This is a genomic window from Aeromonas sp. 602200 (assembly GCF_049173895.1).
Taxonomy (GTDB): Bacteria; Pseudomonadota; Gammaproteobacteria; order Enterobacterales; family Aeromonadaceae; genus Aeromonas; species Aeromonas veronii_A.
In genome coordinates this window covers 233656-255843 of sequence record NZ_JAAKSL010000003.1, presented here as the reverse complement: position 1 = coordinate 255843, position 22188 = coordinate 233656, and the positions used below count along the sequence as shown (strand labels likewise).

19 protein-coding genes are annotated in these 22188 nt (G+C 59.3%); 8 read left to right on the top strand and 11 right to left on the bottom strand.

What is annotated here, in order from left to right; genetic code table 11:
* The first annotated feature begins 69 nt into the window (after window positions 1-69).
* The gene (locus G5221_RS06505) at window positions 70-612 is read left to right on the top strand and encodes a DUF1439 domain-containing protein (protein ID WP_005344183.1); all 543 of its coding nucleotides are present in this window, start codon (window positions 70-72) and stop codon (window positions 610-612) included.
* Between the two features lie 5 nt (window positions 613-617).
* Here G5221_RS06505 and G5221_RS06500 read toward each other — a convergent pair whose 3' ends face one another.
* Complete coding sequence (locus tag G5221_RS06500; protein WP_266134531.1) at window positions 618-1058, bottom strand: GNAT family N-acetyltransferase; 441 nt, start codon at window positions 1056-1058, stop codon at window positions 618-620.
* A 325-nt stretch (window positions 1059-1383) separates the two neighbouring features.
* On the opposite strand from G5221_RS06500, the gene G5221_RS06495 reads away from it, so the two are divergent.
* Window positions 1384-2133 (top strand): lytic transglycosylase domain-containing protein, encoded by a 750-nt coding sequence (locus G5221_RS06495; RefSeq protein ID WP_408082954.1) that lies wholly within the window; start codon window positions 1384-1386, stop codon window positions 2131-2133.
* Window positions 2134-2225: 92 nt separating this feature from the next.
* Here the strand turns inward: G5221_RS06495 and aqpZ are convergent, their stop codons facing one another.
* Both aqpZ and G5221_RS06485 read right to left on the bottom strand, forming a co-directional pair.
* Window positions 2226-2915: an aquaporin Z gene (gene aqpZ, locus G5221_RS06490; RefSeq protein ID WP_421262987.1), complete on the bottom strand. Its 690-nt coding sequence runs from the start codon at window positions 2913-2915 to the stop codon at window positions 2226-2228.
* A gap of 274 nt (window positions 2916-3189) precedes the next feature.
* On the bottom strand, window positions 3190-3399 hold the full coding sequence (locus tag G5221_RS06485) for a DUF1653 domain-containing protein (RefSeq protein ID WP_227340967.1): 210 nt from the start codon (window positions 3397-3399) through the stop codon (window positions 3190-3192).
* Window positions 3400-3786: 387 nt separating this feature from the next.
* Here G5221_RS06485 and G5221_RS06480 point away from each other — a divergent pair, with 387 nt between their 5' ends.
* On the top strand, window positions 3787-5001 hold the full coding sequence (locus tag G5221_RS06480) for a pyridoxal phosphate-dependent aminotransferase (RefSeq protein WP_043851260.1): 1215 nt from the start codon (window positions 3787-3789) through the stop codon (window positions 4999-5001).
* Window positions 5002-5064: 63 nt separating this feature from the next.
* Here G5221_RS06480 and G5221_RS06475 read toward each other — a convergent pair whose 3' ends face one another.
* The 6 genes from G5221_RS06475 to G5221_RS06450 all read right to left on the bottom strand — a co-directional run bounded on the left by G5221_RS06475 (window position 5065) and on the right by G5221_RS06450 (window position 11204).
* On the bottom strand, window positions 5065-6540 hold the full coding sequence (locus G5221_RS06475; protein ID WP_421262986.1) for a YfcC family protein: 1476 nt from the start codon (window positions 6538-6540) through the stop codon (window positions 5065-5067).
* A gap of 162 nt (window positions 6541-6702) precedes the next feature.
* Entirely contained in the window at window positions 6703-7896 is a 1194-nt protein-coding gene (gene fabV / locus G5221_RS06470; protein WP_005361765.1) for an enoyl-ACP reductase FabV, read from the bottom strand.
* Window positions 7897-8046: 150 nt separating this feature from the next.
* Complete coding sequence (locus G5221_RS06465) at window positions 8047-8634, bottom strand: histidine phosphatase family protein (RefSeq protein WP_227340969.1); 588 nt, start codon at window positions 8632-8634, stop codon at window positions 8047-8049.
* Between the two features lie 156 nt (window positions 8635-8790).
* The gene (locus G5221_RS06460; RefSeq protein WP_005334376.1) at window positions 8791-9444 is read right to left on the bottom strand and encodes a helix-turn-helix transcriptional regulator; all 654 of its coding nucleotides are present in this window, start codon (window positions 9442-9444) and stop codon (window positions 8791-8793) included.
* A gap of 64 nt (window positions 9445-9508) precedes the next feature.
* Window positions 9509-10798 carry a serine dehydratase subunit alpha family protein gene (locus G5221_RS06455; protein WP_421262985.1) on the bottom strand — a complete coding sequence of 430 codons (1290 nt, stop codon included), beginning with the start codon at window positions 10796-10798 and terminating at the stop codon, window positions 9509-9511.
* A 22-nt stretch (window positions 10799-10820) separates the two neighbouring features.
* Complete coding sequence (locus G5221_RS06450) at window positions 10821-11204, bottom strand: Rid family detoxifying hydrolase (protein ID WP_005344164.1); 384 nt, start codon at window positions 11202-11204, stop codon at window positions 10821-10823.
* A gap of 251 nt (window positions 11205-11455) precedes the next feature.
* Here G5221_RS06450 and G5221_RS06445 point away from each other — a divergent pair, with 251 nt between their 5' ends.
* The 3 genes from G5221_RS06445 (at window position 11456) to G5221_RS06435 (ending at window position 15515) form a co-directional block, all read left to right on the top strand.
* Entirely contained in the window at window positions 11456-12751 is a 1296-nt protein-coding gene (locus tag G5221_RS06445; protein WP_021229327.1) for an amino acid permease, read from the top strand.
* Between the two features lie 201 nt (window positions 12752-12952).
* Window positions 12953-14959: a methyl-accepting chemotaxis protein gene (locus G5221_RS06440; RefSeq protein WP_227340972.1), complete on the top strand. Its 2007-nt coding sequence runs from the start codon at window positions 12953-12955 to the stop codon at window positions 14957-14959.
* A gap of 268 nt (window positions 14960-15227) precedes the next feature.
* Complete coding sequence (locus tag G5221_RS06435; RefSeq protein WP_005361772.1) at window positions 15228-15515, top strand: hypothetical protein; 288 nt, start codon at window positions 15228-15230, stop codon at window positions 15513-15515.
* A gap of 80 nt (window positions 15516-15595) precedes the next feature.
* On the opposite strand, the gene G5221_RS06430 is transcribed toward G5221_RS06435, so the two are convergent.
* Both G5221_RS06430 and speA read right to left on the bottom strand, forming a co-directional pair.
* Complete coding sequence (locus G5221_RS06430) at window positions 15596-15784, bottom strand: hypothetical protein (RefSeq protein ID WP_005334402.1); 189 nt, start codon at window positions 15782-15784, stop codon at window positions 15596-15598.
* Window positions 15785-16055: 271 nt separating this feature from the next.
* Window positions 16056-17957, bottom strand: a complete 1902-nt coding sequence (gene speA, locus G5221_RS06425; protein WP_005344160.1) for a biosynthetic arginine decarboxylase — start codon at window positions 17955-17957, stop codon at window positions 16056-16058.
* Window positions 17958-18971: 1014 nt separating this feature from the next.
* Between speA and pepT the strand changes: the two genes are divergently transcribed.
* Both pepT and G5221_RS06415 read left to right on the top strand, forming a co-directional pair.
* Window positions 18972-20195, top strand: coding sequence for a peptidase T (gene pepT / locus G5221_RS06420; protein WP_421262984.1), 1224 nt, complete (start codon window positions 18972-18974; stop codon window positions 20193-20195).
* 214 nt (window positions 20196-20409) lie between these two features.
* Window positions 20410-22119 carry a lysophospholipid acyltransferase family protein gene (locus G5221_RS06415; protein WP_421262983.1) on the top strand — a complete coding sequence of 570 codons (1710 nt, stop codon included), beginning with the start codon at window positions 20410-20412 and terminating at the stop codon, window positions 22117-22119.
* The last annotated feature ends 69 nt before the right edge of the window (window positions 22120-22188 follow it).

The window sequence follows — 22188 nt, the reverse complement described above, 5'->3', positions numbered from 1 at the left end:
GTGGTCGGCAGATCCTGCCAGTCAGGAATGGTATGCTGTAAGGCAAATCCATTCTATCAGGTTGCCCCCATGATTCTGCAATCCATGCTGCTCAGCCTGGCCATGCTAGGTCAAGGCTCATATGACATCAATGAGCAGCAGATCAATCAGTACCTGCAATCCCAGGTGCAAGTCGACAAACAGCTGGAGCTGCCCGGCATCATAAAGGCCCATGTGAAGCTGGAGCAGAGCGATGTCCAGATTGGCCGTCAACAGCCAGACACCGCCCGAGTCTATGGCAAGGGCAAGCTCAAGATCGCCCTGCCCGACAATACCGAATATGACGCCCGCCTGCAGATGACCTATGAGGCAAGACCCCGCTATGACAAGAGCCAGAGCGCGCTGTTTCTCGACAACATGAAACTGGTGGAGTACAAGCTGGAACCGGAGGCGGCAGAGAGAAAGTTCGGCATGATGCTCGGTATGCTGCTGCAGAGCATGGAGAAGCGTCTTGAGAGCAAACCGGTTTACCGACTGGATGACAAGGATCCGCAACAAGCCTGGCTGAAAGAAAACCTGCTGGGGCTGGAGCTGTCACCAGGCAAAATCCACCTGCTGACCAGACCCCGCTAGCCCGCTCAATTCAGGAGGGGCTGGCTGGTATCCCGTACCAGCAGCTCCACCTGATAACCCTGCTGCTGCTGTTGCTCATAAAGGGAGAAGAGTGACCCGCTCAATTGGTTGAGGGAGATATCGGCAAAACCGGCCTTGAGATAGAAGGGTTTCTCGAAAGGCAGTACCTGACAGACTACCGGTTTGTCCTCCAGACCGTGACAGGCGTGCTGCAACAGCCGTGAACCCAATCCCAGCGACTGGTAGTGAGGCAACAGACGAAAGCCGCACAGATGATAAAACTCCTCCTCGTCCCGCAACCGAACCGCCCCCACCAGCCAGTGAGCATCACGTACGACAAAGACCCGCTCTGCCAGATCCGGCACATAGTGGGAAAAAGTCGTCTCGTAATAATCCTTGATGAGAGAGAGATCGGCGTCACAGTACTCCTCGAAGATGAGTTCCATCGCCAGCATTCCTGACACAAAAAATTCCTTTATAATCAGTAGATAAGATAGATTGAAACTAACTAGCCAGACCAGCTTACACCAGCAAGATAGCATGCCTTTTATTAACAAAAAAGCGAGCATGCTGGAGCACTTCCCTAAGACGTTTATGACCATTGGCTACCGGAAAATTCCACCTTTTGGCGCCTCTCCTGGCCATACTCCGGCATCCCCCCGTCCCTCGGTCAAATCCCCCCTCCACTTCACAACTCCCTGTTTGTACGCTTGTTCTGCACTCGCCATGGTGCTTTACTCAACATGATGATCCAGGGAAGGAGTGTGACGGTTGAAAGCATGGATGCTGGCAGGCCAGATGGTGTTGATCCCCTTGAATGGATGGAGCCAGACGCCCCCTCCCGCGGAGGTGGTCTTCCTGACCGCAGCCCCCTCTCCCTTGCGCCCGGTCAATCATGCTGCGCCCGCCCCACAACCCGAAACCGCTCAAACGGCGGCAACCGCCGCTGGCGGCAAGAAGCAGATCCAGGTCTATAAATCGGTGCAGCAAAACGGGGTAGTACGTTACTCCGATATGGCGCCCGAACAGGGCCATTACGAACTGCTGCTGTTCAACGACTGCTTCGCCTGCGACCCCAAATCCAGCGTCAACTGGCAGACCACAGGACTGTTTCTCTATGACTATGCCAGCACCATCAAGGCAGCAGCAAAGACCTATCAGGTTGAGCCTGCGCTGATCCGAGCGCTCATTCACGCCGAATCGGCTTTCAATCCACTGGCGGTCTCCCGCAAGGGGGCGATGGGGCTGACCCAGCTAATGCCTGCCACGGCGCGGGAGCTGGGGGTCGGCAATGCCCTGCTGGCGGAACAGAATATTTTCGGCGGGGTGAAATACCTAGCGGGACTGCTCAAGCAGTATGACGGCAACATTGCGCTGGCGACCGCGGCCTACAACGCCGGGGCGGGTGCCGTACAAAAACATGGCGGCATCCCACCCTATGCGGAAACGCGCGCTTATGTGGAGCGCGTCCAGTTGCTCCATCAGCGCTACAAAGAGATGCTGCAGGCCAAGGGACTCTGACGTTTGGCTTGGTGAGTTCTCTTATCTCACTCCTCCAGAAACAAAAAACACGCCCTCAGGCGTGTCGATACCACACTTTGTTTCGCAAATGATTACTTCTGCTCCGTCGCCACCAGGCGATAAGCCAGCGCACCCAGAATGGCACCGACAATCGGGGCAACCCAGAACAACCACAGCTGGCTGACCGCCCAGTCACCGACAAACAGCGCAACGCCGGTACTGCGGGCCGGGTTGACCGAGGTATTGGTCACCGGAATGCTCACCAGATGGATCAGGGTCAGGCACAGGCCGATGGCAACCGGAGCAAGCACAGCTGGCGCACGGCTGTCGGTAGCGCCCATGATGACGAACAGGAAGAAGCCGGTCATCACCACTTCACACACCAGTGCGGCAGTCAGACTGTAACTACCCGGAGAGTGCTCACCGTAGCCGTTGGAAGCAAAACCGGCAGAGAGATCAAACCCGGCCTGACCGCTGGCAATCACGTAAAGCACGGCAGCGGCGGCAATGCCACCCAGCACTTGCGCCACGATATAAGGCAGTACACCGGATGCCGGAAAACGACCACCCGCCCACAGACCGACGGTGACGGCCGGATTGAGGTGGCAACCGGAGATATGACCGATGGCAAATGCCATGGTCAGCACGGTCAGACCGAAGGCCAGCGATACGCCCAAGAGGCCGATCCCCACATGGGGGAAGGCTGCAGCCAGCACGGCACTGCCACAACCTCCCAATACCAGCCAGAAGGTTCCCAAAAACTCTGCTGCAACAGGTTTCACACTATGTCTCCCGATAAGATGAGATAAAAAGGCCCGCAAAGGGGCCATGCGTTAACACGCGCAGCATTATGGGAGCAGCAATAGCCGATGCGAACCCGGTTACCAGTCGCCAGAAAATGTGACTCAAGTCACAATTGGTTGATTAATAGAGATATTTGTCAGTAGCAAGCCACACAGAGGCTGTTGCCAACAAGGAGCCTCATGCGACAACTTGTGACTCCAAAGACCTGTTCTGTCTATTTGTTGAACAACAGTTCAGGGCCACACCAGCGGATCACTTGATCGGCGAAAATCGGCTAACCACCTGACCCTGATGCTCAATCCACTCCATAAACATGGCGACTGGACGGGCATAGACGGCGCCATCCTGTTCCGACTGATAGATCACCAGCTGCTCGCCTGTCTCGGTATGGCTGGCCAGGGTCAGCACCTGATAGTAACCTCCCTTGAAGTGACGATAGCGACCGGGTGTGAGTGCATGCATGGGATACCTCTGCAGATAGAACAGGACGGGAAAGGGGAAATATGCGCTGGCCAGTGCCAGTTGTATCAGCTTTTTCTCGTCGGAAATGACGATGAAGAGGCTTTTTTACACAAGCCAATCGTGCCAGAGAGCGTGAAGATTTCAACACAGTAGAGTAGCTTTGTTAATCACTCCCCCATCTTTCACTGGTGAACCTTGCCAAGCACAAACGATCGTGCTGAATTTAACCTTTTAATAACTCTGTTTTGGGGCTAAAAATCAGGAATTTCTACTAAAAAGAAGATTGTTCTAGCATTCAATTCTGTGAAGAATAGGGGAAAAGATATTTGATACTAAAAATCGCCTTTTTCGCCAACGCGTCCCTGTGGGGAAGGAATCACACTCACCATGTTCACAATCGACAAGTCGCACAAGCTCGACGATGTCTGCTATGACATCCGCGGCCCGGTGCATAAAGAGGCTCGCCGTCTCGAAGACGAAGGCCACCGCATTCTCAAGCTCAACATCGGCAACCCGGCCCCGTTCGGCTTTGATGCGCCGGAAGAGATCATCAAGGATGTGATCCTCAACATGCCCCAGAGCCAAGGCTACTGCGACTCCAAAGGGCTCTTCTCCGCCCGCAAGGCGGTGATGCAGTACTACCAGCAAAAAGGGATGCGCAAGGTCGATATCGATGACATCTATATCGGCAACGGCGCCAGCGAGCTGATCGTGATGGCGATGCAGGCGCTGCTCAACAACGGCGACGAGATGCTGGTGCCCTCCCCCGACTACCCGCTCTGGACTGCTGCCGTCACTCTCTCCGGTGGCCATGCGGTGCACTATCGCTGCGACGAAGGGGCTGACTGGTATCCGGACCTCGACGACATCCGCGCCCGCATCACCCCGCGCACCCGCGGCCTGGTGCTGATCAACCCCAACAACCCGACCGGTGCTGTCTACGGCAGCGAGTTCCTGCTGGAGGTGATCGAGATCGCCCGCCAGCACAACCTCATCATCTTCGCCGACGAGATCTACGACAAGATTCTCTACGACGATATCTCCCACACCAGCGTCTGCACCCTGTGCGACGATGTGATGGTGGTGACCTTCAACGGCCTCTCCAAGGCCTACCGTGCCTGCGGCTTCCGTCAGGGCTGGATGGTCATCACCGGTCCCAAGGGCCGTGCCCGCGGTTATATCGAAGGGCTGGAGATGCTGGCCTCCATGCGGCTGTGTGCCAACGTGCCGATGCAGCACGCCATCCAGACTGCACTCGGCGGCTATCAGAGCATCAACGAGCTGATCCTGCCGGGCGGCCGCCTGCGCAAGCAGCGGGACAAGGCGTGGGAGCTCTTGAACGAGATCCCCGGGGTCTCCTGCGTCAAACCCAAGGGGGCGCTCTACATGTTCCCGCGCCTTGATCCCAAGGTGTATGACATCCGCGACGATCAGAAGATGGTGTTCGACCTGCTGCAACAGGAGAAGCTGCTGCTGGTACAGGGCACCGGCTTCAACTGGCCCGCGCCGGATCACTTCCGGCTGGTGTTTCTGCCCCGCGAAGAGGAGCTGGAGGATGCCATCGGCCGCCTCGCCCGCTTCCTCAAGGGCTACAAGCAGTAAGCAAAGCTCATGAAAAAGGCTCCCGCGGGAGCCTTTTTGTTATCTGTGGCTTTATCCGTGCCATCAGCCGTGCAGCAGGGCGCCGGCCACCAGCACCGCCATGGTGATGAGGGCTACGCCGATGATAAAGGGCAGCACCCAGCGCACGAAACGATCGTAGGGGATCTTGGCGAGCGCCAGCCCCGCCACCAGATGGGCGGCGGTGGGGGCAAACAGATTGATCCAGCCGGAGGCAGACTGATAGGCCGTGATCACCAGATCCCGCGAGATGCCTGAGAAGTCAGCCAGCGGCCCCATCAGCGGCATGGAGACAGTCGCCAGCCCCGAGGTGGACGGGATGAAGAAGCTCAGAATGATGTGCACCAGATAGGCCATCAGGATGAATACCGACGACGACAGTCCACTTACCAGCCCCTCGGCCCAGTGCAAAATGGTGTCGATGATGACGCCCTGCTCCATCACCACATAGATGCCGCGCGCCACCGCCACCACCAGTGCCACCCCGATGAGATCCCGAGCGCCGCTCAGGAAAGTCGCCACATAGTTGGACTCCGGCATCCGGTTGATCAGCGCAATCAGGATAGAGGCACTGAAGAACAGGGTGGAGAGCTCGTCAAACCACCAGCCAAAGGTGGGCAGCACGTCGATCCCTAAATCCGACCAGGGAACCACCGCATAGATCATCAGCAGGAAGGTGCCGAAGAAGACCAGCATGGTGAGCTTCTGCTTTCCGGTAAAGGCGAGGTTGCCGCTCTTCATCTGGGAGAACTCGTCGTCATAGACAATATCGGCCAGCACGGAGCGGGACTTGTCCTGCTGCACCTGCTTGGCGTAACGCATCACGAACCAGGAGGCGAAGATCACCAGCAGCAGCCACTGCACAACCCTAAGGCCAATCCCCTCACCGATGGGGATACCGGCAAAGCCCGAGGCGATACCGGTGGCAAACGGGTTGACGGTGGAGGCGAGCACCCCGACCCCGGAGCCAAGCAGGATGATCCCTGACGCCACCATGCGATCGAAGCCCGCCGCCATCATCACCGGCACGATGAGTGCCCAGAAGGCCACCGTCTCCTCCGCCATGCCGAAGGTGGAGCCGCCGAGGGCAAAGAGAGCAATCAGCACCGGGATCAGCAGCCGCTCGCGACCGGCAAAACCGCGCACGATGGCCCCCACCCCGGCATCAAGCGCCCCGCTCTGCATGGTCACCGCGAGAAAACCGCCGATGATGAGCACGAACAGCGCCACATCAGCGGCCTTGTGAAAGCCCTGAATGGGGGCCTTGAGCACATCGAATATCCCCTGCGGATGAGAGGGCAGCTCGGTGTAGCTACCGGGCACCGGCAACAACCGCTCGTCGCCGCTGTAATCGGCCACGGCCGCTGCCGCCACCGGCTGCTGGGTCTTGGCGGTGACATAGTCATATTTGCCCGCTGGCAGCACCCAGGTCAGGGCGGCCATCAGCGCGATGATGATAAAAAGCAGGGTATAAACTGTGGGGAGTTGGCGCTTCTTGGGCGCCTCGTTTGGAGTGGTCATAGCTTCCGTACCTCGGCAATGCCGTCTGTGATCCGATCAGCGCAAGACTAGCGGGTTTGATATGGGAAAAAGGTGATCGCTGATAATAAAATTCCGCAAATTAGCGGAATGTTTGCCAAAAAAACAGGGCCCCGCGGGGCCCCGTTTTCACTTGAGTCAGACTCAGAGCTCGACCACGTCGAATTTCACATCCGGATTTACATCCGCATCGTAATCGACCTCATCCAGACCGAAACCGAACAGGCGCAGGAACTCCTGCTTGTAGCCGGTGTAGTCAGTCAGCTCGGAAAGATTCTCGCTGGTGATAGATGGCCACAGGTCGCGGCAGGTCTGCTGCACATCTTCACGCAGTTCCCAGTCATCCATGCGGATGCGAGCCTGATCGTCCAGCGCCATGTCGGACGCGTAGAGACGGGTGCGCATCATGCGATCTACCTGCTCCATGCAACCCTCGTGAATGCCCTTCTCCTTCATGATTTTGAAGGCCATGGAGATATAGAGCGGCATCACCGGAATGGCGGAAGAAGCCTGGGTCACCACGGATTTGAGCACGGCCACGTGAGCGGTGCCGCCCTTGGCAGCCAGATCGCCACGGATGGCGGCGGCGGCGCGATCCAGATCTTCCTTGGCGCGGCCCAGGGTGCCATGCCAGTAGATTGGCCAGGTCAGATCGGTACCGATGTAGGAGTAGGCCACGGACTTGGCGCCGTCAGCCAGCACGCCGGCATCACGCAGGGCAGCCATCCACAGCTCCCAATCCTGACCGCCCATCACTGTGATGGTGTTCTGGATCTCTTCCTCGTTCGCCGGCTCGACGGTAGCGGTGATGATCTGATCCTTGTTGGTATCAATGGCGGTGGTGGTGTAGACCTCGCCGATCGGTTTGAGGGCAGAGCGCACCACTTCGCCGGTTTCCGGCATCTTGCGCACCGGAGAGGCCAGGGAGTAGACAACCAGATCGATTTGACCCAGATCCTGCTTGATAAGCTCAATCACCTTGGCGCGGCACTCGTTGGAGAAGGCATCGCCGTTGACGCTCTTGGCGTAGAGGCCCGCCTCTTTGGCTGCCTTGTCGAAGGCGGCAGAGTTGTACCAGCCGGCGGTACCGGTCTTGGACTCGGTGCCCGCTTTTTCAAAGAAGACGCCGAGGGTGGCGGCGCCGCTACCGAAGGCAGCCGCAATCCGGGAGGCCAGGCCATAACCGGTGGAAGCGCCGATCACCAGCACCTTCTTGGGACCATTCTCGATGGTGCCCTTGGCCTTGGTATAAGCGATCTGGCGACGAACATTGGCTTCACAACCGACCGGATGAGTGGTGGTGCAGATAAAGCCGCGAACCTTGGGTTTGATGATCATATGGGGTCTCGGATCCGTTTAATGGATGAAATCGGGGCATAAGATACCTCATCTTGCCGCGATAAGGTGCTCTGATGTGTTGAACTGCGGCAAAAATGGGCATCCGAAGGTGGCAATCATGGTCCATGCCATGGTGCCACCTCACGGCAATTAGCAGGCAATGCGGGTGATGTGGCCATCCTGCAGCTTATATAAGGCATCTTGCGGCAATTCCTGTGACCAGGTCGCCTCATAGTCGAGATCGGCATAGACGCCGCGCAGCATGGCACCGAGCAGACCGTGGGAGATAACAATGGCCCGCTCGGCGATGGCGGGATCCTGCAACCACAGGTGTGCCCGGCGCTGAATGCTCTCGAAGCTCTCGGCCCCCGGTGCCTGCAGATACCAGTCCCCCTTGCCGGTATCGAGCTCGGGGTGGGCAAGACGCAGCGCCGGGATCTGGCAACTCTCCCACTCCCCCATCCCCAGCTCCATCAAGCGATCGTCCCAGACGATGCGATCTGCCGTCAGTCCCAACTGCTCGCACACCAGCAGCGCAGTCTGACGGGCACGCCCGAGCGGGCTGGCATAGACGATCCAGCGGGCGGGATCCGCCAGTTCGGCGGCAAGCCGCCGCCCCATGGCGATGGCTTGCGCCTCACCCTTGTCGGTCAGATCGGAGTTGCAACGCCCCTGCAGACGCTGCTCGGCATTGAAGCGGGTCTGGCCGTGGCGCAGCAGATAGATGAGTCGAGACATGATTTCTCCAGCACGTTCAGAGAGATAGAAAAATACAAGGGGGGATGATGATAGCAGATGAGCCCGAAGGATGGTCCAAATAGAGAGGCTAAAGCGGGCGTAAAAAACGGGTCAAGGCTGACCCGTTTGCTGCCAATTTGGCCAGAGTGTATCGGCTCAGCCCTTCTTGATCTCCCGCAGATAGCGGTAGATGGAGTGGACCGAGATCCCGAGCTGGCGCGCCGCAATCTGGGCACTGTCTTTTAACTCGAAGATCCCCATGTCGTGCAGCTGGTTGACGATAACCCGAGTCTTCTGGGACGGAGGCACCGCCTCGTTGCCACGCACCTCGGCACTGACGGTGTCGATAGTGCTGTTGAGCGCTTCGTCGATGTTGCGGGCGAACACCTCCGGGGTGGCATGGCTCTCATGGGGGTGCATGCACTCCGGCATCATGGTGCGCAACACGGATTGCAACGGGGCATCCATGTCGCTGTTGATGCAGAGCAACCCGATGGCCCTGTGCTCCCCGTTGCGGATCACGGTGGTGATGGAGCGCAGGGTCTTGCCGGTGGCGCACTTGGTCATGTAGGGGCTGGAGATATCCTGCCCGCTCTTGAGCTTCATCATCGCCAGGTTGGTGATGGGGGCGCCGACACTGCGGCCGGTGATATGGCCGTTGGCAATCTTGACGATCGAGGGATTGCGCGCATCCAGACTGTGGAGCAGCACCTCGGTGTGCTGGCCATACATGGCGGCGATGCCGTCCACTATGTTCTCCATCGACTTGAGGATCTCAAAATCGCTCGGACTCAACTCTTGCAGCTTCACAATGGGACCTTCTTGCAAGGGTTGCTGCCGGACAATGGGCGCCGGGCAGCAACCGACAGGGACATCAGGCGGACATGATATCAATAATGGTGCTGTCTGTGGCAGACATGCCCTCCTTCACCATCTGACCGACGTTGCGGATGGTCTGATCCACGTCACCGGCGACGATCCCCTGCCCCGACACCGAGTGGCTGTTGAGGGCCATCAGGAAGCCGCGCACCGCCGCACCGGAGGAGGTACTCACCTTCATGGCGCAGGAGGCTTTCGCCCCGTCGCACACCATGCCGGCACTGTCGCTCAGCACGTTCTGGATGGCGAAGCAGGATTGCTCGAAGCTGCCGCCCGCCAGATAGACCATGGCCATGGACGCGGCCGCGCTGGTCACGGTATTGCCACAGAAGGCCGACAGCGGCGGATAGTGGGACTTGATATAGATGGCGCCCAGATGGCTCATGATGAGGGCGCGAGCCAGCTGCTCTTCGCTGGCCGCAAAGCGCTCGGCAATCACCATCACCGGAATGGTGGCGGCAATGCCCTGGTTGCCGCTGCCAAAGTTGCTCATGGCTGGCAGGGTCGCGCCCCCCATGCGGGCATCGGAAGCGGCCGCCGTCATCATCACGATGCGGTTCATCACATCCTCGCCGATAAGACCGGCATCGATGTTCTGCTGCATGGTGCGGCCAATCTCGAGGCCATAGGGGTTGTTCATCCCCTCGGCAGAGAGCTTGCCGTTAAGCTCGGAGGCTTTGAGGATGAATCTGATCTGCTCGAACTCCACCTGAGTGGCGAACTCGTAGATGGCGGCGATGCTGATATCGACGCCATCGCAGATGGAACCGGTGGCGCCGCCCTGGCTCTGATCGGCGGTGAAGGTCACCTCGCCATCGCGGCGCTGCTCGACGATGCGGGTATGACCGCCGCACAGGGTCACTTCGGCACTGTGCTCTTCACCCTTTTCATCAGTGCCATAAACGGTCACGCGGCAGAAGATAAACTCGGGGGCGGCGGTGCGGCTCACCTGCACCTTGCCGGCATCGATCAGCTGCTGGGCACGATCCACCTGTTCTGGCTGGATCGCGGCCAGCACCTCCAGCCCGGCATCGGCGTTGCCACCGATGGCTCCGGCCGCAGCCGCAATAGCCAGACCGATCTTGCCGGTGCCCGGCACATAGACACCCATCGAGTTTTTATAGAGATTGTCTGACACCGCAACCTCGAGGCGACCGGGCTCACAGCCCAGTTGCCGGGTGGCGACCGCCGCGGCATAGGCGGCGGCTATTGGCTCGGTACAACCCAGCGCTGGTTTGACAACCTGTTGAATAATCTGCAGATACTGCTGCCACGCTTGTTTCATCACTTGAACCTTTTTATCAGCATTAACGAGCGATATGGGCGATCGCTTCCACTTCAACCTTGACGCCCATCGGCAGATCCTTCACTGCGAAGCAGCTGCGCGCCGGACAATCTTTCTGGAAATAGGCTTTATAGACCTCGTTGAACGCGGCAAAATCGCTGATCTCGGCGAGGTAGCAGGTGGTTTTGAGCACGGTATCCAGCGAGCCGCCAGCGGCTTCCAGCACGGATTTCAGGTTTTCCAGTGACTGGCGGGTCTGGGCGGCAATCCCCCCTTCCACCACACCCCCCTGTTGCTTGCAGACCGGCAACTGACCGGAGGTAAAGATAAGGTCGCCATAGGCAGTGCCGTGGCTGTAGGGACCGATAGCGTCAGGTGCCGCTGCTGCTGTGATGATGCGTTTCATATAGCCACTCCTGTTTGTGCAATTTTTTTTGCAATCATGAATCTCATTCCGTTCAACATTATTTGCTTTTTATTTTATCCATTCAACAAAAAGATACAAAAATGGCGTTTAAAGGCACCTTTCGGCCTCAATATAAACCGTGATCACCATCCTGATTTGAACAAAAGTACTCTTATGGGCATTGTTTATGACAGTTTCATTCAACTATATTTGCGCCGCTTTCCCACATCCCTACAAAAAAGAAGGTTTTAATGGACGCGCATAGCACTACACTCGCCAGCCCCGTGATGGGCACGCTGGAATGGAAAGAAGCGGTTCGCTTCGACAGCACCGACTGGGGCTGGATCATCATGAGCATCGGCATGGCCATCGGCGCAGGGATCGTCTTCCTGCCGGTACAGGTGGGTCTGATGGGCTTGTGGGTCTTTCTGCTCTCGGCGGTGATCGGCTACCCCGCCATGTACATGTTCCAGCGCCTCTTTATCAACACCCTGGCCACTTCGCCGGAGTGCAAGGATTACCCCAGCGTCATCACCGGCTACCTTGGCAAGAACTGGGGTGTGCTGCTCGGCGCCCTCTACTTCGTGATGCTGGTAATCTGGGTCTTCGTCTACTCCACCGCCATCACCAATGACAGCGCCTCCTTCCTGCAGAGCTTCGGTGTCACCGACGGCCTGCTCTCCGAAAACCCGCTCTACGGTCTGGTGCTGATATGCGGTCTGGTGGCTCTGGCCTCGCGCGGCGAGAACCTGCTGTTCAAGATCTCCACCTTTATGGTGCTGACCAAGATCAGCGTGGTCGCAGTGCTCGGCCTGATGATGGTGGACAAGTGGGATGCGGCCAACATCACCGCCATGCCCGCCGCCGGTGACTGGATGAAGGATGCCATCATCATGCTGCCCTTTACCCTCACCTCCATCCTCTTTATCCAGAGCCTGAGCCCCATGGTGATCTCCTACCGCTCGCGGGAAAAGTCGCTGGAAGTGGCCCGCTTCAAGGCGATGCGCGCCATGAATATCGCCTTCGGCATCCTGTTCGTGGTGGTGTTCTTCTACGCGGTCTCCTTCACTCTGGCCATGGGCCACGATCAGGCGGTTAAAGCCTCCGAGGAGAACATCTCCGCGCTGGCGATGGTAGCCCAGGGGATGCCCGGCCAGACCCTCAAGCTCCTGAGCCTCACCCTCAACATCTTTGCGGTAATGACCGCCTACTTCGGCGTCTATCTGGGCTTTCGTGAAGCCTGTCAGGGTCTGGCGATGAACCTGCTGCGCCGGGTGCTGCCGGAAAACCGCATCAACAAGGGATTGGTGGGTAAGGGCATCATGGTGTTTACCGTCATGCTCTCCTGGGGGGCCATCGTGCTCAACGCACCGGTACTGAGCTTCACCTCCATCTGCAGCCCCATCTTCGGCATGGTGGGTTGCCTCATCCCGGCTTATCTGGTCTATCAGGTACCGGCGCTGCACAAGTACAAGGGCACCTCCCTCTACATCATCATCGTCACTGGCCTACTGCTCTGTGTCTCGCCCTTCCTGGCGTTCAACTGATCGATTGCAAACGCCCTCCTTATCGACTTCGGGCCACCTTCGGGTGGCCCGTTTTCTATTGGCTCGGCTGACGGCGCCCCCGCCCGGAAGTAAAAAGCCAAGGGGATCACAACTTGCAACCGGCCATCACCCAAGGGAGGCCGCTCGGAGTACTATTCAGGCAACACGACTCACGCCCGCACTCAGGTATCGAGGCTTAACATGAGATGGATTTTCAACCCCGCCATCCGGCTGGGCAATCAGCTCTCCTTCAAATACAAATTCCTGCTCTGGTCCTGTCTGATGCTGCTGCCACTGGCCTACAGCATGACCAATCTGCTGGGGCGGCTGCAGGATGACAACGCGCAGGCCAACAGCGAGCTGGCGGGAGTGGTCAATCTCGCCCCCGTGCCCGCTATCGAGCAGGCGCTGCTGACCCATCGCAATCTGGTGACCCGTCACGCCCATGAGGTGGATCCGGTCGGTGATGATCAGGTCAATGCAGCCGCACAAGCCGTTGATCAGAGCCTGCAAGCCTTTGCCGACACCCGCCAGAACAACCCCTCCTTTGAGGTGATCCAGCAGGGCTGGGCCGCCCTGCAGAGTGAAGCGGGCAAGCTGGAAGTGGAGCAGAGCAACCTGCGCCACGACAAGCTGCTGACCGAGGTGCGCCACCTCTACAAGCACATTACTGCCAGTAGCAGCCTGATCCAGGATCCGGCGCTCGGTACCTACTACATGGTGATCCTCGCCAGCGAGCGGTTGCCGCAGCTGCGCGACCTGCTGGCTCAGGTGCGGGATCGCGCCGCCACCATCGCCGATTTCGGCCTGTTTCAGGCCGAGGGCTACAGCGGCCTGCGTTTTCGTCTAGACCTTATCAGCGCCACCCTGCAAGAGCTGGAGGCAGATCTGACCCTGCTCTACCAGATTGAACCGGCCTACCGCGCCGAGCTGGGTCAGCAGACCGATGCTCTGATACAGCTGGTGCGTCAGGGGGTCGAGACCATGGAAAACAAGATGATGAAGGATCAGCTGGTGCAGCTTTCCACCAAGGAGGTGCAGGCACTAGGGGATAAGATGGACGAGGCCATCACCGCACTGGCAGGCCAGGTACGCCAGCGGCTGGAGGCCGACTTGCATCAGCGGCTGGCCGCCAACCAACGCCACTTCTGGTGGGTCACAGCGCCGCTGACCGCCAGCTTGCTGCTCTACCTCTACCTGATGATCGGCGCCTATCTCTCCCTGCGCGACACCGTAGGGCGGGTGCGTGATATCGCTGCCCGGGTCAACGCCCAGGATCTCAGCCAGCATATCGAGATCGTCGGTCAGGACGAGCTGGCCGCCATCAGCCGGGATTACAACGTGACCCTGGAGACCCTGCGCCCCCTGATGTTGCGAGTGCGGGAAAATGGCGTCACAGTAGTGGAGAGCGCTACCGAGATCGAAGCGCGCACCTGCCGCTCGCAGGAGGTCATTGCCGATCAGCAAGGGGAGACCCATCAGGTCGCTACCGCCATCAAGGAGCTGGCTGCGACTTCACAAGACATGGCGGGCAACGCCCTGCAAGCCGCCCGCATGACCCAGGAGGCGCAAAACGTGGTCGGTCAGGGCGAGGATGTGGTGGAGCGCACCATCAAGGCCATCGATCATATCAACCGCGAGGTGCTGCGCACCGCCGACACCATAGGCCAGCTGGAGCAGCAGTGCAGTCAGATTGGTGGCGTCATCAGCGTGATCCGCGGCATCGCCGAACAGACCAACCTGCTCGCCCTCAACGCTGCCATCGAAGCGGCCCGGGCCGGTGAGCAGGGTCGCGGCTTTGCGGTGGTGGCCGACGAGGTGCGATCTCTTGCCAACCGCACCCAGGGGGCCACCGTCGAGATCCAGCAGATGATTGAACAGCTGCAATCCGGTGCCCGCGCCTCGGTCACCGCCATGTCGGCGGTCAGCCATGAAGCGCAGGAGGGGGTCGGGCTGGCGCAGGAGGCAAAACAGGCTTTTGGCGCCATCACCGAGAAGGTGGATCGGATGGTCGATACCAACGCCATCATCGCCAGCGCCATCGAGCAGCAGGGCGCCGTGGTCAACGAGATCGAACGCAACGTGGTGCGCATCTCCGATGGCAGCGACGAGGCGTTGCAAGTGGCCAACGCCGCCCGCGATGCCGCCCGCCAGATCCACCAGCTCACCGAACAGCTGCGCGCCATGGTACAGAGCTTCGTGCTGTAACAGAGCGCTGACAAGCCGGGCTCAACGTGAGCCCGGCATTATCCCGGTCTCGCCCCTGCCCACAACATCTCGGTTGCTCGGATCATCCAGAAAATCTCTGCGGCCCACTTGCCGGGCAAACGCCAACAAAGTAGTCTCGAACGAAAACAAAATGCGGCATTCCCGACACGCACGGTCTGCGATGTCGAGGGAAACCAAGCCGCCTGCGAGCCACAGATTAAAACCAGCGTCACGTCATCTATCACCCGCTTCAAGCGAGGGTTTACCCATGGCCAGATACCAGTTTTTTACCATTCCGGCGTCCAATCGGCAGCAATACACCTTTATCGACATGGCGTCTCCGACTTTTCTGAGTGAAAAGGCGGCACTGCTGACCCAAGGATTCGAGGTGGAGGAGGACTTTATTGACGCGACCACTCCACGGGAGGCCGTCGAGAAGTACCAATCCAATTTTCTCTATGTAGCGGATGAGATAGGCAAGTCCGATAGCAGCTACGCCGCGGCCGTCGCCATGCTGGAGATTGGCAAGGGGTTATTGGGCAATAAAACCCGCTGAGATAAGGCACCGCGGTGAAGAGTGGTGGCCATCGTGGCAACGCGCCCGATGGCCATATGGCAAGACATCAATTCGGTAAGTCAGAAGCGCCCCAGCTGCTGGAGCATCTCGATCAGCTCCTCTTCGCTGCTCGGCTCATAGGCCAGCTGAAGGCTCGGCGCAGCGCCCCCCATCAGCATATAGACGTTGGTGCTGCAGTGGTCGTAGTGATACCACTTACCGTCGATACAGACGTCGGTATAGCATCTCGGGTCCCTTTTCAGTTCCATATGCACATCCTTTTGTTACATCCCATCAACATCACTCCTGACCGTAAAATAACCACCGAGGTTCAAGCTTGATGCAGATCAAGGGAAGCAGCTGAAAGGGACTGATATCTGCCAGATCTGTGGCCTGCGGATGCCCCGAGCCACCATCGGTTATCCGAATGAAGACGGGCCGAGTGCCCCGTCAAATCGCCGGATGGCCCCCGGTAACAAAAACGGCGCCCGCAGGCGCCGTTTTTCATTTTCCCTCAAAAGCGAGGGGCAAACAGAAGGCTTATTCGTCTTCCAGATAGGCGTAGCCTTGCAAGCCCAGCTCCAGCTCGTCGAGCAGGGCTTTGCGAGTGGCATCGTCCAGCGCCGGGTGAGCGGCGATCCGCTGGTAGTTCTCGCGGATCACGGACGGGTCGATGTTGACGTAACGCAGCAGCTGGTCGACGGTGTCGCCACGCACCACGTTGCGAATGTCCATCTTGCCCTCTTCGTCCAGCCACACTTCCGCGCAGTGGGTGTCACCGAACAGGTTGTGCAGGTCGCCCAGGATCTCCTGATAGGCACCGACCAGGAAGAAGCCAACGTGGCACTCTTCGTTCTCGCCGTAGACCGGCATTGGCAGGGTGCTCTCGACCCCCAGACCGTCGACATAGTGCTCGACCTGACCGTCGGAGTCACAGGTGATATCCATCAGGATACCGCGACGGCTAAGCGGACGATCGAGACCGGCCAGCGGCATCACCGGGAATACCTGACCGATACCCCAGGCATCCGGCAGGGACTGGAACAGTGAGAAGTTGGCAAAGCACTTGTCCGCCAGCTTTTCACTCAGCTCGTCAGCCAGCGCACGGTGGTTGCGGTTGACCGGGTTGAGCATCTCTTTGAGTGCCAGACAGGTGTTCTGGTGCAGCATCTCGGCCCAGGCACGCTGTTCAAGGTTCAAGAGGCCCATGGTGTACTGGGTATTCACGTCACCCAAATCTGCCACCGAGTCATGGAAGATCTCCAGCAGGGAGGGATCTTCGCTGCGCAGATCCAGCCAGCCTTTCCACATGTTCTGCAGAATGGTCGGTGCATCTTCGTCCGGCGCGCTGATGTCGTTCATCTCCACCCCTTCGGCACCAATGATATTGGTGACCAGCACGGCGTGGTGGGCGGTCAGGGCACGGCCAGACTCGCTGATGATGGTCGGGTGCGGCAGATCGAACTCGCGGCAGACATCGCCGATGCCCCATACCACGTTGTTGGCGTACTCGGAGAGGCTGTAGTTGGCGGAGCAGTGGCTCTGGGAACGGGTTCCCTCGTAGTCCACCCCCAGGCCGCCACCGACGTCCACAACTTCGATGTTGGCACCGAGGCGACGCAGTTCAGCGTAGAAACGGCCGCACTCGCGTATGCCGCCCTGAATGTCGCGGATATTAGCGATCTGGGAGCCCAGATGGAAGTGCAGCAGTTGCAGGCAATCCAGCTTGCCCAGCCCGCGCAGACGTTCGATCAGCGCCAGGATCTGGGAGGCGGAGAGACCAAATTTGGACATGGAGCCACCGCTCGATTCCCACATGCCGGAGCCGGTGGAGGCGAGCTTGGCACGCACCCCGATGTTGGGCTTGATGTTGAGACGAGCTGACTCGTCCAGCACCATTTCCAGCTCGGAGGGCTTCTCCACCACGATGTAGACCTTGTGGCCCATCAGGTTGCCCAAGAGGGCGTGGCGGATATATTCGCGGTCTTTGTAACCGTTGCAGACGATCACCGAGCCTTGCTCATGGTGATGGGACAGCACGGCCAGCAGTTCCGGTTTGGAACCAGCTTCCAGGCCAAGCCGGGGCTTGTCGCTGTAGGACTGGCTGATGGTCTCGATGACACGACGCTGCTGGTTTACCTTGATCGGGTAAACGCAGAGGTAGTCCCCTTCATAGCCAGACTTCTCGATGGCCTGACCAAAGGCGTTGAACAGCGCATCGACCCGACTCTTGAGGATGTCAGGGAAGCGCAGCAACACGGGGGTGGTCAGCCCGGACTGACGCAACTGTTCGATGGCGTCAGAGAGCACGATATGCGCGTCAGGGCGTGATTTGTCGGGGGCGACGGTCACATGACCGGCGTCATTGATATTGAAAAAACCCGCACCCCAGTAGGGAACGTTGTAGACCTTCAAGGAGTCCTTGCTGGACCAGTTAGTCATGGGCTATGCCTCGCAAATGAGCGACCCAAAGTCGCCTTCGTTACCCTCAATCACATCCAGACCATCTAGTGCAGAGTACGGCGAGCGCTGCTATCACGAGACGCAGCCACCCAAACCAACCCTTTGCACATCGCGGCAAGCCAGAGGCTGCCTGGTGGATCTTGGGGAAGTAACGAGTCTTGATGTGGGGCTGGTGGCTTTACATCAAGCTCAACGGTATGCGGTGCCACTATGCCGTAGCGCCGCGGTACTTTGATGACAGACGACATCAGCCACGCCGTCAGTTCATCATTCGGCAGCGATCCCGACAGAAGGAGAGGGTTCCAAGGAAGAGAAGCGAAGGCGCCAGCACGCATGCGTGTTGATAGACGACAACAACCACAGCCCACCTCACCATCAGTGACCGCCCATGACAAGGGAAGATGATGAGCCGGTGGCCCACTCGGTCAAATGAAGGATGAGAGTCTGTTGTTCTCCCTGATACCGGAGCCTAACCGGTATTAAAGAAACCATTCCCCAGCAGTGTCTGTCGTTTCTGCGTGCCTCGCCCTATAGGCGTATGATCGGTCGGGTTTCTGGCGGCTCTGCCTGCTTCAGGGTTGCCCTTGGATCGGCGCGGAGTGTACACACTTACCGCGGGCAGTGACAATAAAAAATAGTGTTCAAAATCCCCTTTTAATAAGTCGATCAAATCTTGCTGGCGGGCAGGCGGGCTCTGGGATGGCGCAGGTTATGCGACAGCCCGGTTTCCCCTTGAAAAGTGTGTGAAAACGCCATGATTGGGCTGACGCCTTGCTGTGCGGTCGCTGAGGGGAATTTGGTCGCCACCGCCAGCGCCTAAATATCGCAATAAATGCCACATTTATGCGATCTCCCTCCCGGACGTTGCCCCGCGCGCCGCACATTCGCCGCTCTTCCCTTGCGTCAAAAAATGGGAAAAACCTGCGCTGACGCAATGAGTGCCCCGCACGGATTGGCCACAATGACCGCTCACAATCGGTTAGAGGCTGACTAATGGATACCCTGCTTGAGCGTTTTCTGCGTTACGTAACTTTTCATACCCGCTCCGATGAGACCAATCCAGCCTGCCCCAGCAGCGAAGGCCAACTGATCTTTGCCCGTGCCCTGCAAGAAGAGATGAAGGCGCTGGGGCTAACCCGGGTCACCCTGGATGAGCACGGCTACCTCACCGGCTGCCTGCCGGGCAACCAGCCGGACGCCCCCGCTATCGGCCTGATTGCCCACATGGACACCGCCGACTACGAGGCGGAGCACGTAGTACCGCAAATCATCGAAAACTATCAGGGCGGCGACATCTGCCTTGGCAAGGGTGACGAGGTGCTCGCCATTCGTGACTACCGCTTCCTGAAAAACTACCTGGGTCAGGATCTCATCACCACCGACGGCACCACCCTGCTTGGTGCCGACGACAAGGCGGGCATCGCCGAGATCCTCACTACCATCGACCACCTGCAGGTCCACCCCGAGATCCCCCGCGGCGATATTTGGGTCGGCTTTACTCCGGATGAGGAGATTGGCCGTGGCGCCAACCTGTTCCCGCTGGAGAGATTCCCGGTCAAGTGGGCCTATACCGTGGATGGCGGCGAACTGGGCGAGCTGGAGTATGAAAATTTCAACGCCGCCAGCGCCACGGTTCGTTTTATCGGCAATAACGTCCACCCCGGCACCGCCAAGGGGAGCATGATCAACAGCCAAACCCTGGCCGCCCGCTTCCACGCCGCCATGCCAGCCGACGAGACCCCGGAGTGCACCGACGGGTATGAGGGCTTCTTCCATCTGGCCCAGATGAGCGGCACCGTGGAGGAGAGCACCCTGCACTACATCATCCGTGACTTCGACGACGAGCACTTCGCCGCGCGCAAAGCCGAGATGCAGAACCGGGTGGCCGCCCTGCAGGCCGAGTATCCGAAGGCCCGCATCGAGCTGACCCTGACCGACAGCTACCGTAACATGCGCAGCCAGATCGAGCCGCACATGCATATCGTCGAGCTCGCCAAGGCCGCCATGGAGGCCGCCGACGTGGTGCCGAAGATCAAGCCCATTCGCGGCGGTACCGATGGCGCCCGTCTCTCCTTTATGGGTCTGCCCTGCCCCAACCTCTTCACCGGAGGCCACAACTTCCACGGCAAGCACGAGTTCATCCCGCTGCAATCCATGGAGAAATCGGTCGCCACCCTGGTGGAGCTGGTGCGCCTCACCGCGGCTTGGCGCGGCTAATCGAGTCGCTATCCTTACCACGACCACCGAGGGGGGGGAGCCGGTTAACCGGCTCCCCCCTTGCTATCTGGCCATCACCCATCAAGAAAGGGAAACCGGGGAGGGTCGCTCAGGAGCAACTGGCCGCCGCTGCCATCAAACTGTCATCCCGCTGACATGTCGCGGGAACAGTGTCACATCATGCTGGGAGCAACGGATCGCCGGAGCCCCCCAGATGTTCACTATCGATACCCTGCTGACCCAGCACTTCCCCCGCCTGCTTGGCTACCCCCTGCTCACCCCGCTGTTAAAGCGGCTGCTGGGCTGGCTGCTCAACGAACGTGCCTTTGCCGACTTTGCCACCCGCTACCCGCACCTGCGCGGCCTCGACTTTGTCGAGCAGGCGCTGACCCAACTCGATTTCGACTATCGGGTCAGCGAGGCGCAACTCGAGCATATTCCCGCCAGCGGCCGGGTCATTCTTGTCGCCAACCACCCCATCGGCTCGCTGGACGGACTGGCGCTGCTGCAACTGCTCGGCCGCATCCGACCCGATGTGAAGATCGTCGCCAACCAGCTGCTGGCCCAGCTCGCGCCGCTGCGCCCTCTGCTATTGCCGGTAGACAATATGGAGGGCAAGACCGATCGACAGGCCATCCTCGCTATGAATGAACACCTCGCCCATGAAGGGGCGCTGGTGATCTTCCCCGCAGGTGAAGTCTCGCGGCTTGGCCTCAAGGGGGTGAAAGATGGCCCCTGGCAGGCAGGCTTTATCAAACTGGCCCAGCGCACCCGCACCCCGCTGGTGCCCATCCATCTGGGGGGGCGCAACAGCCTCTGGTTCTATCTCGCCTCCTGGCTCAACAAGCCCGCCTCCGCCCTGTTGCTGGTACGCCAGCTGTTTCGCCAGCAGGGGCAAACCCTGCCGGTGACCATAGGGGCGCGCATTCCGCTCGGCAGTTATCAGGAGCTGCCCGCCAAGACGGCGGCGCGGCTGGTGCGCAACCACCTCTACCGGATTGGCCGTGGCAAGGCAGGGCGCCTGCAGACCGAGGCCCCCATCGCCCTGCCGGAGGATCGCCGCCAGCTCAAACAGGCCATCGAAAGCTGCGAACAGCTCGGCACCACCCCGGATGGTCAGGGGATCTACCTCTATCGCCGCCATGAACTGAGTCACTCGGTGATCCTGCGCGAGCTGGGGCGGCTGCGGGAGATCGCCTTTCGCGCTGTGGGGGAAGGGTCTGGCAAGCGGCGGGATCTCGATGGCTTTGACAACGACTATCACCACCTGATCCTCTGGGATCCGGCCCGGCTCGATATTATCGGTGCCTACCGGTTCGCCCCTGTGGCCGAGCTGCTGGCCAGCAAGGGGAAGGATGGCCTCTACAGCCACACCCTGTTCGGCTTTGAGGATAAGCTGCTGCCCCGGCTGGAGCAGGCCATCGAGCTTGGCCGCAGCTTTATCCAGCCCGCCTACTGGGGCAAGCGGGGGCTCGATTATCTCTGGTTCGGCATCGGTGCCTATCTGGCCCGCTATCCCCGCTACCGCTACCTGTTTGGCCCGGTGTCGCTCTCCGGCAGCCTGCCGCCGGCGGCCAAGAATCTGCTGGTTAGCTTCTACCGCCAGCACTTTGCCCCCGAGCTGGCGCTAGCCCCCTCCCGCCGTCCCTACCCCGAGACGCAGCCTCTGTTCGAAGGGGTGGATTACGGCGCCGATCTCAAAGCACTCAAGGCCCGTCTCGACAATCTGGGCTGCGCCATCCCTACCCTCTACAAGCAGTATTCCGAGCTGTGCGAGCCGGGCGGCGTCCAGTTTATGGATTTTGGCATCGACCCCGACTTCAACCACTGCATCGACGGGCTGGTGTGGGTCGATGTGAGTCGCATCAAGTCCCACAAGCGTGACCGCTATATCGGCAGCCATCTGGCCGAGCCGCGCTTATAACCCTACTGGCGCCAGGCAAACAGCCAAAGGTAAAAAAGGAGAGAGAGGCCATCGCCTCCCTCTCCTTTC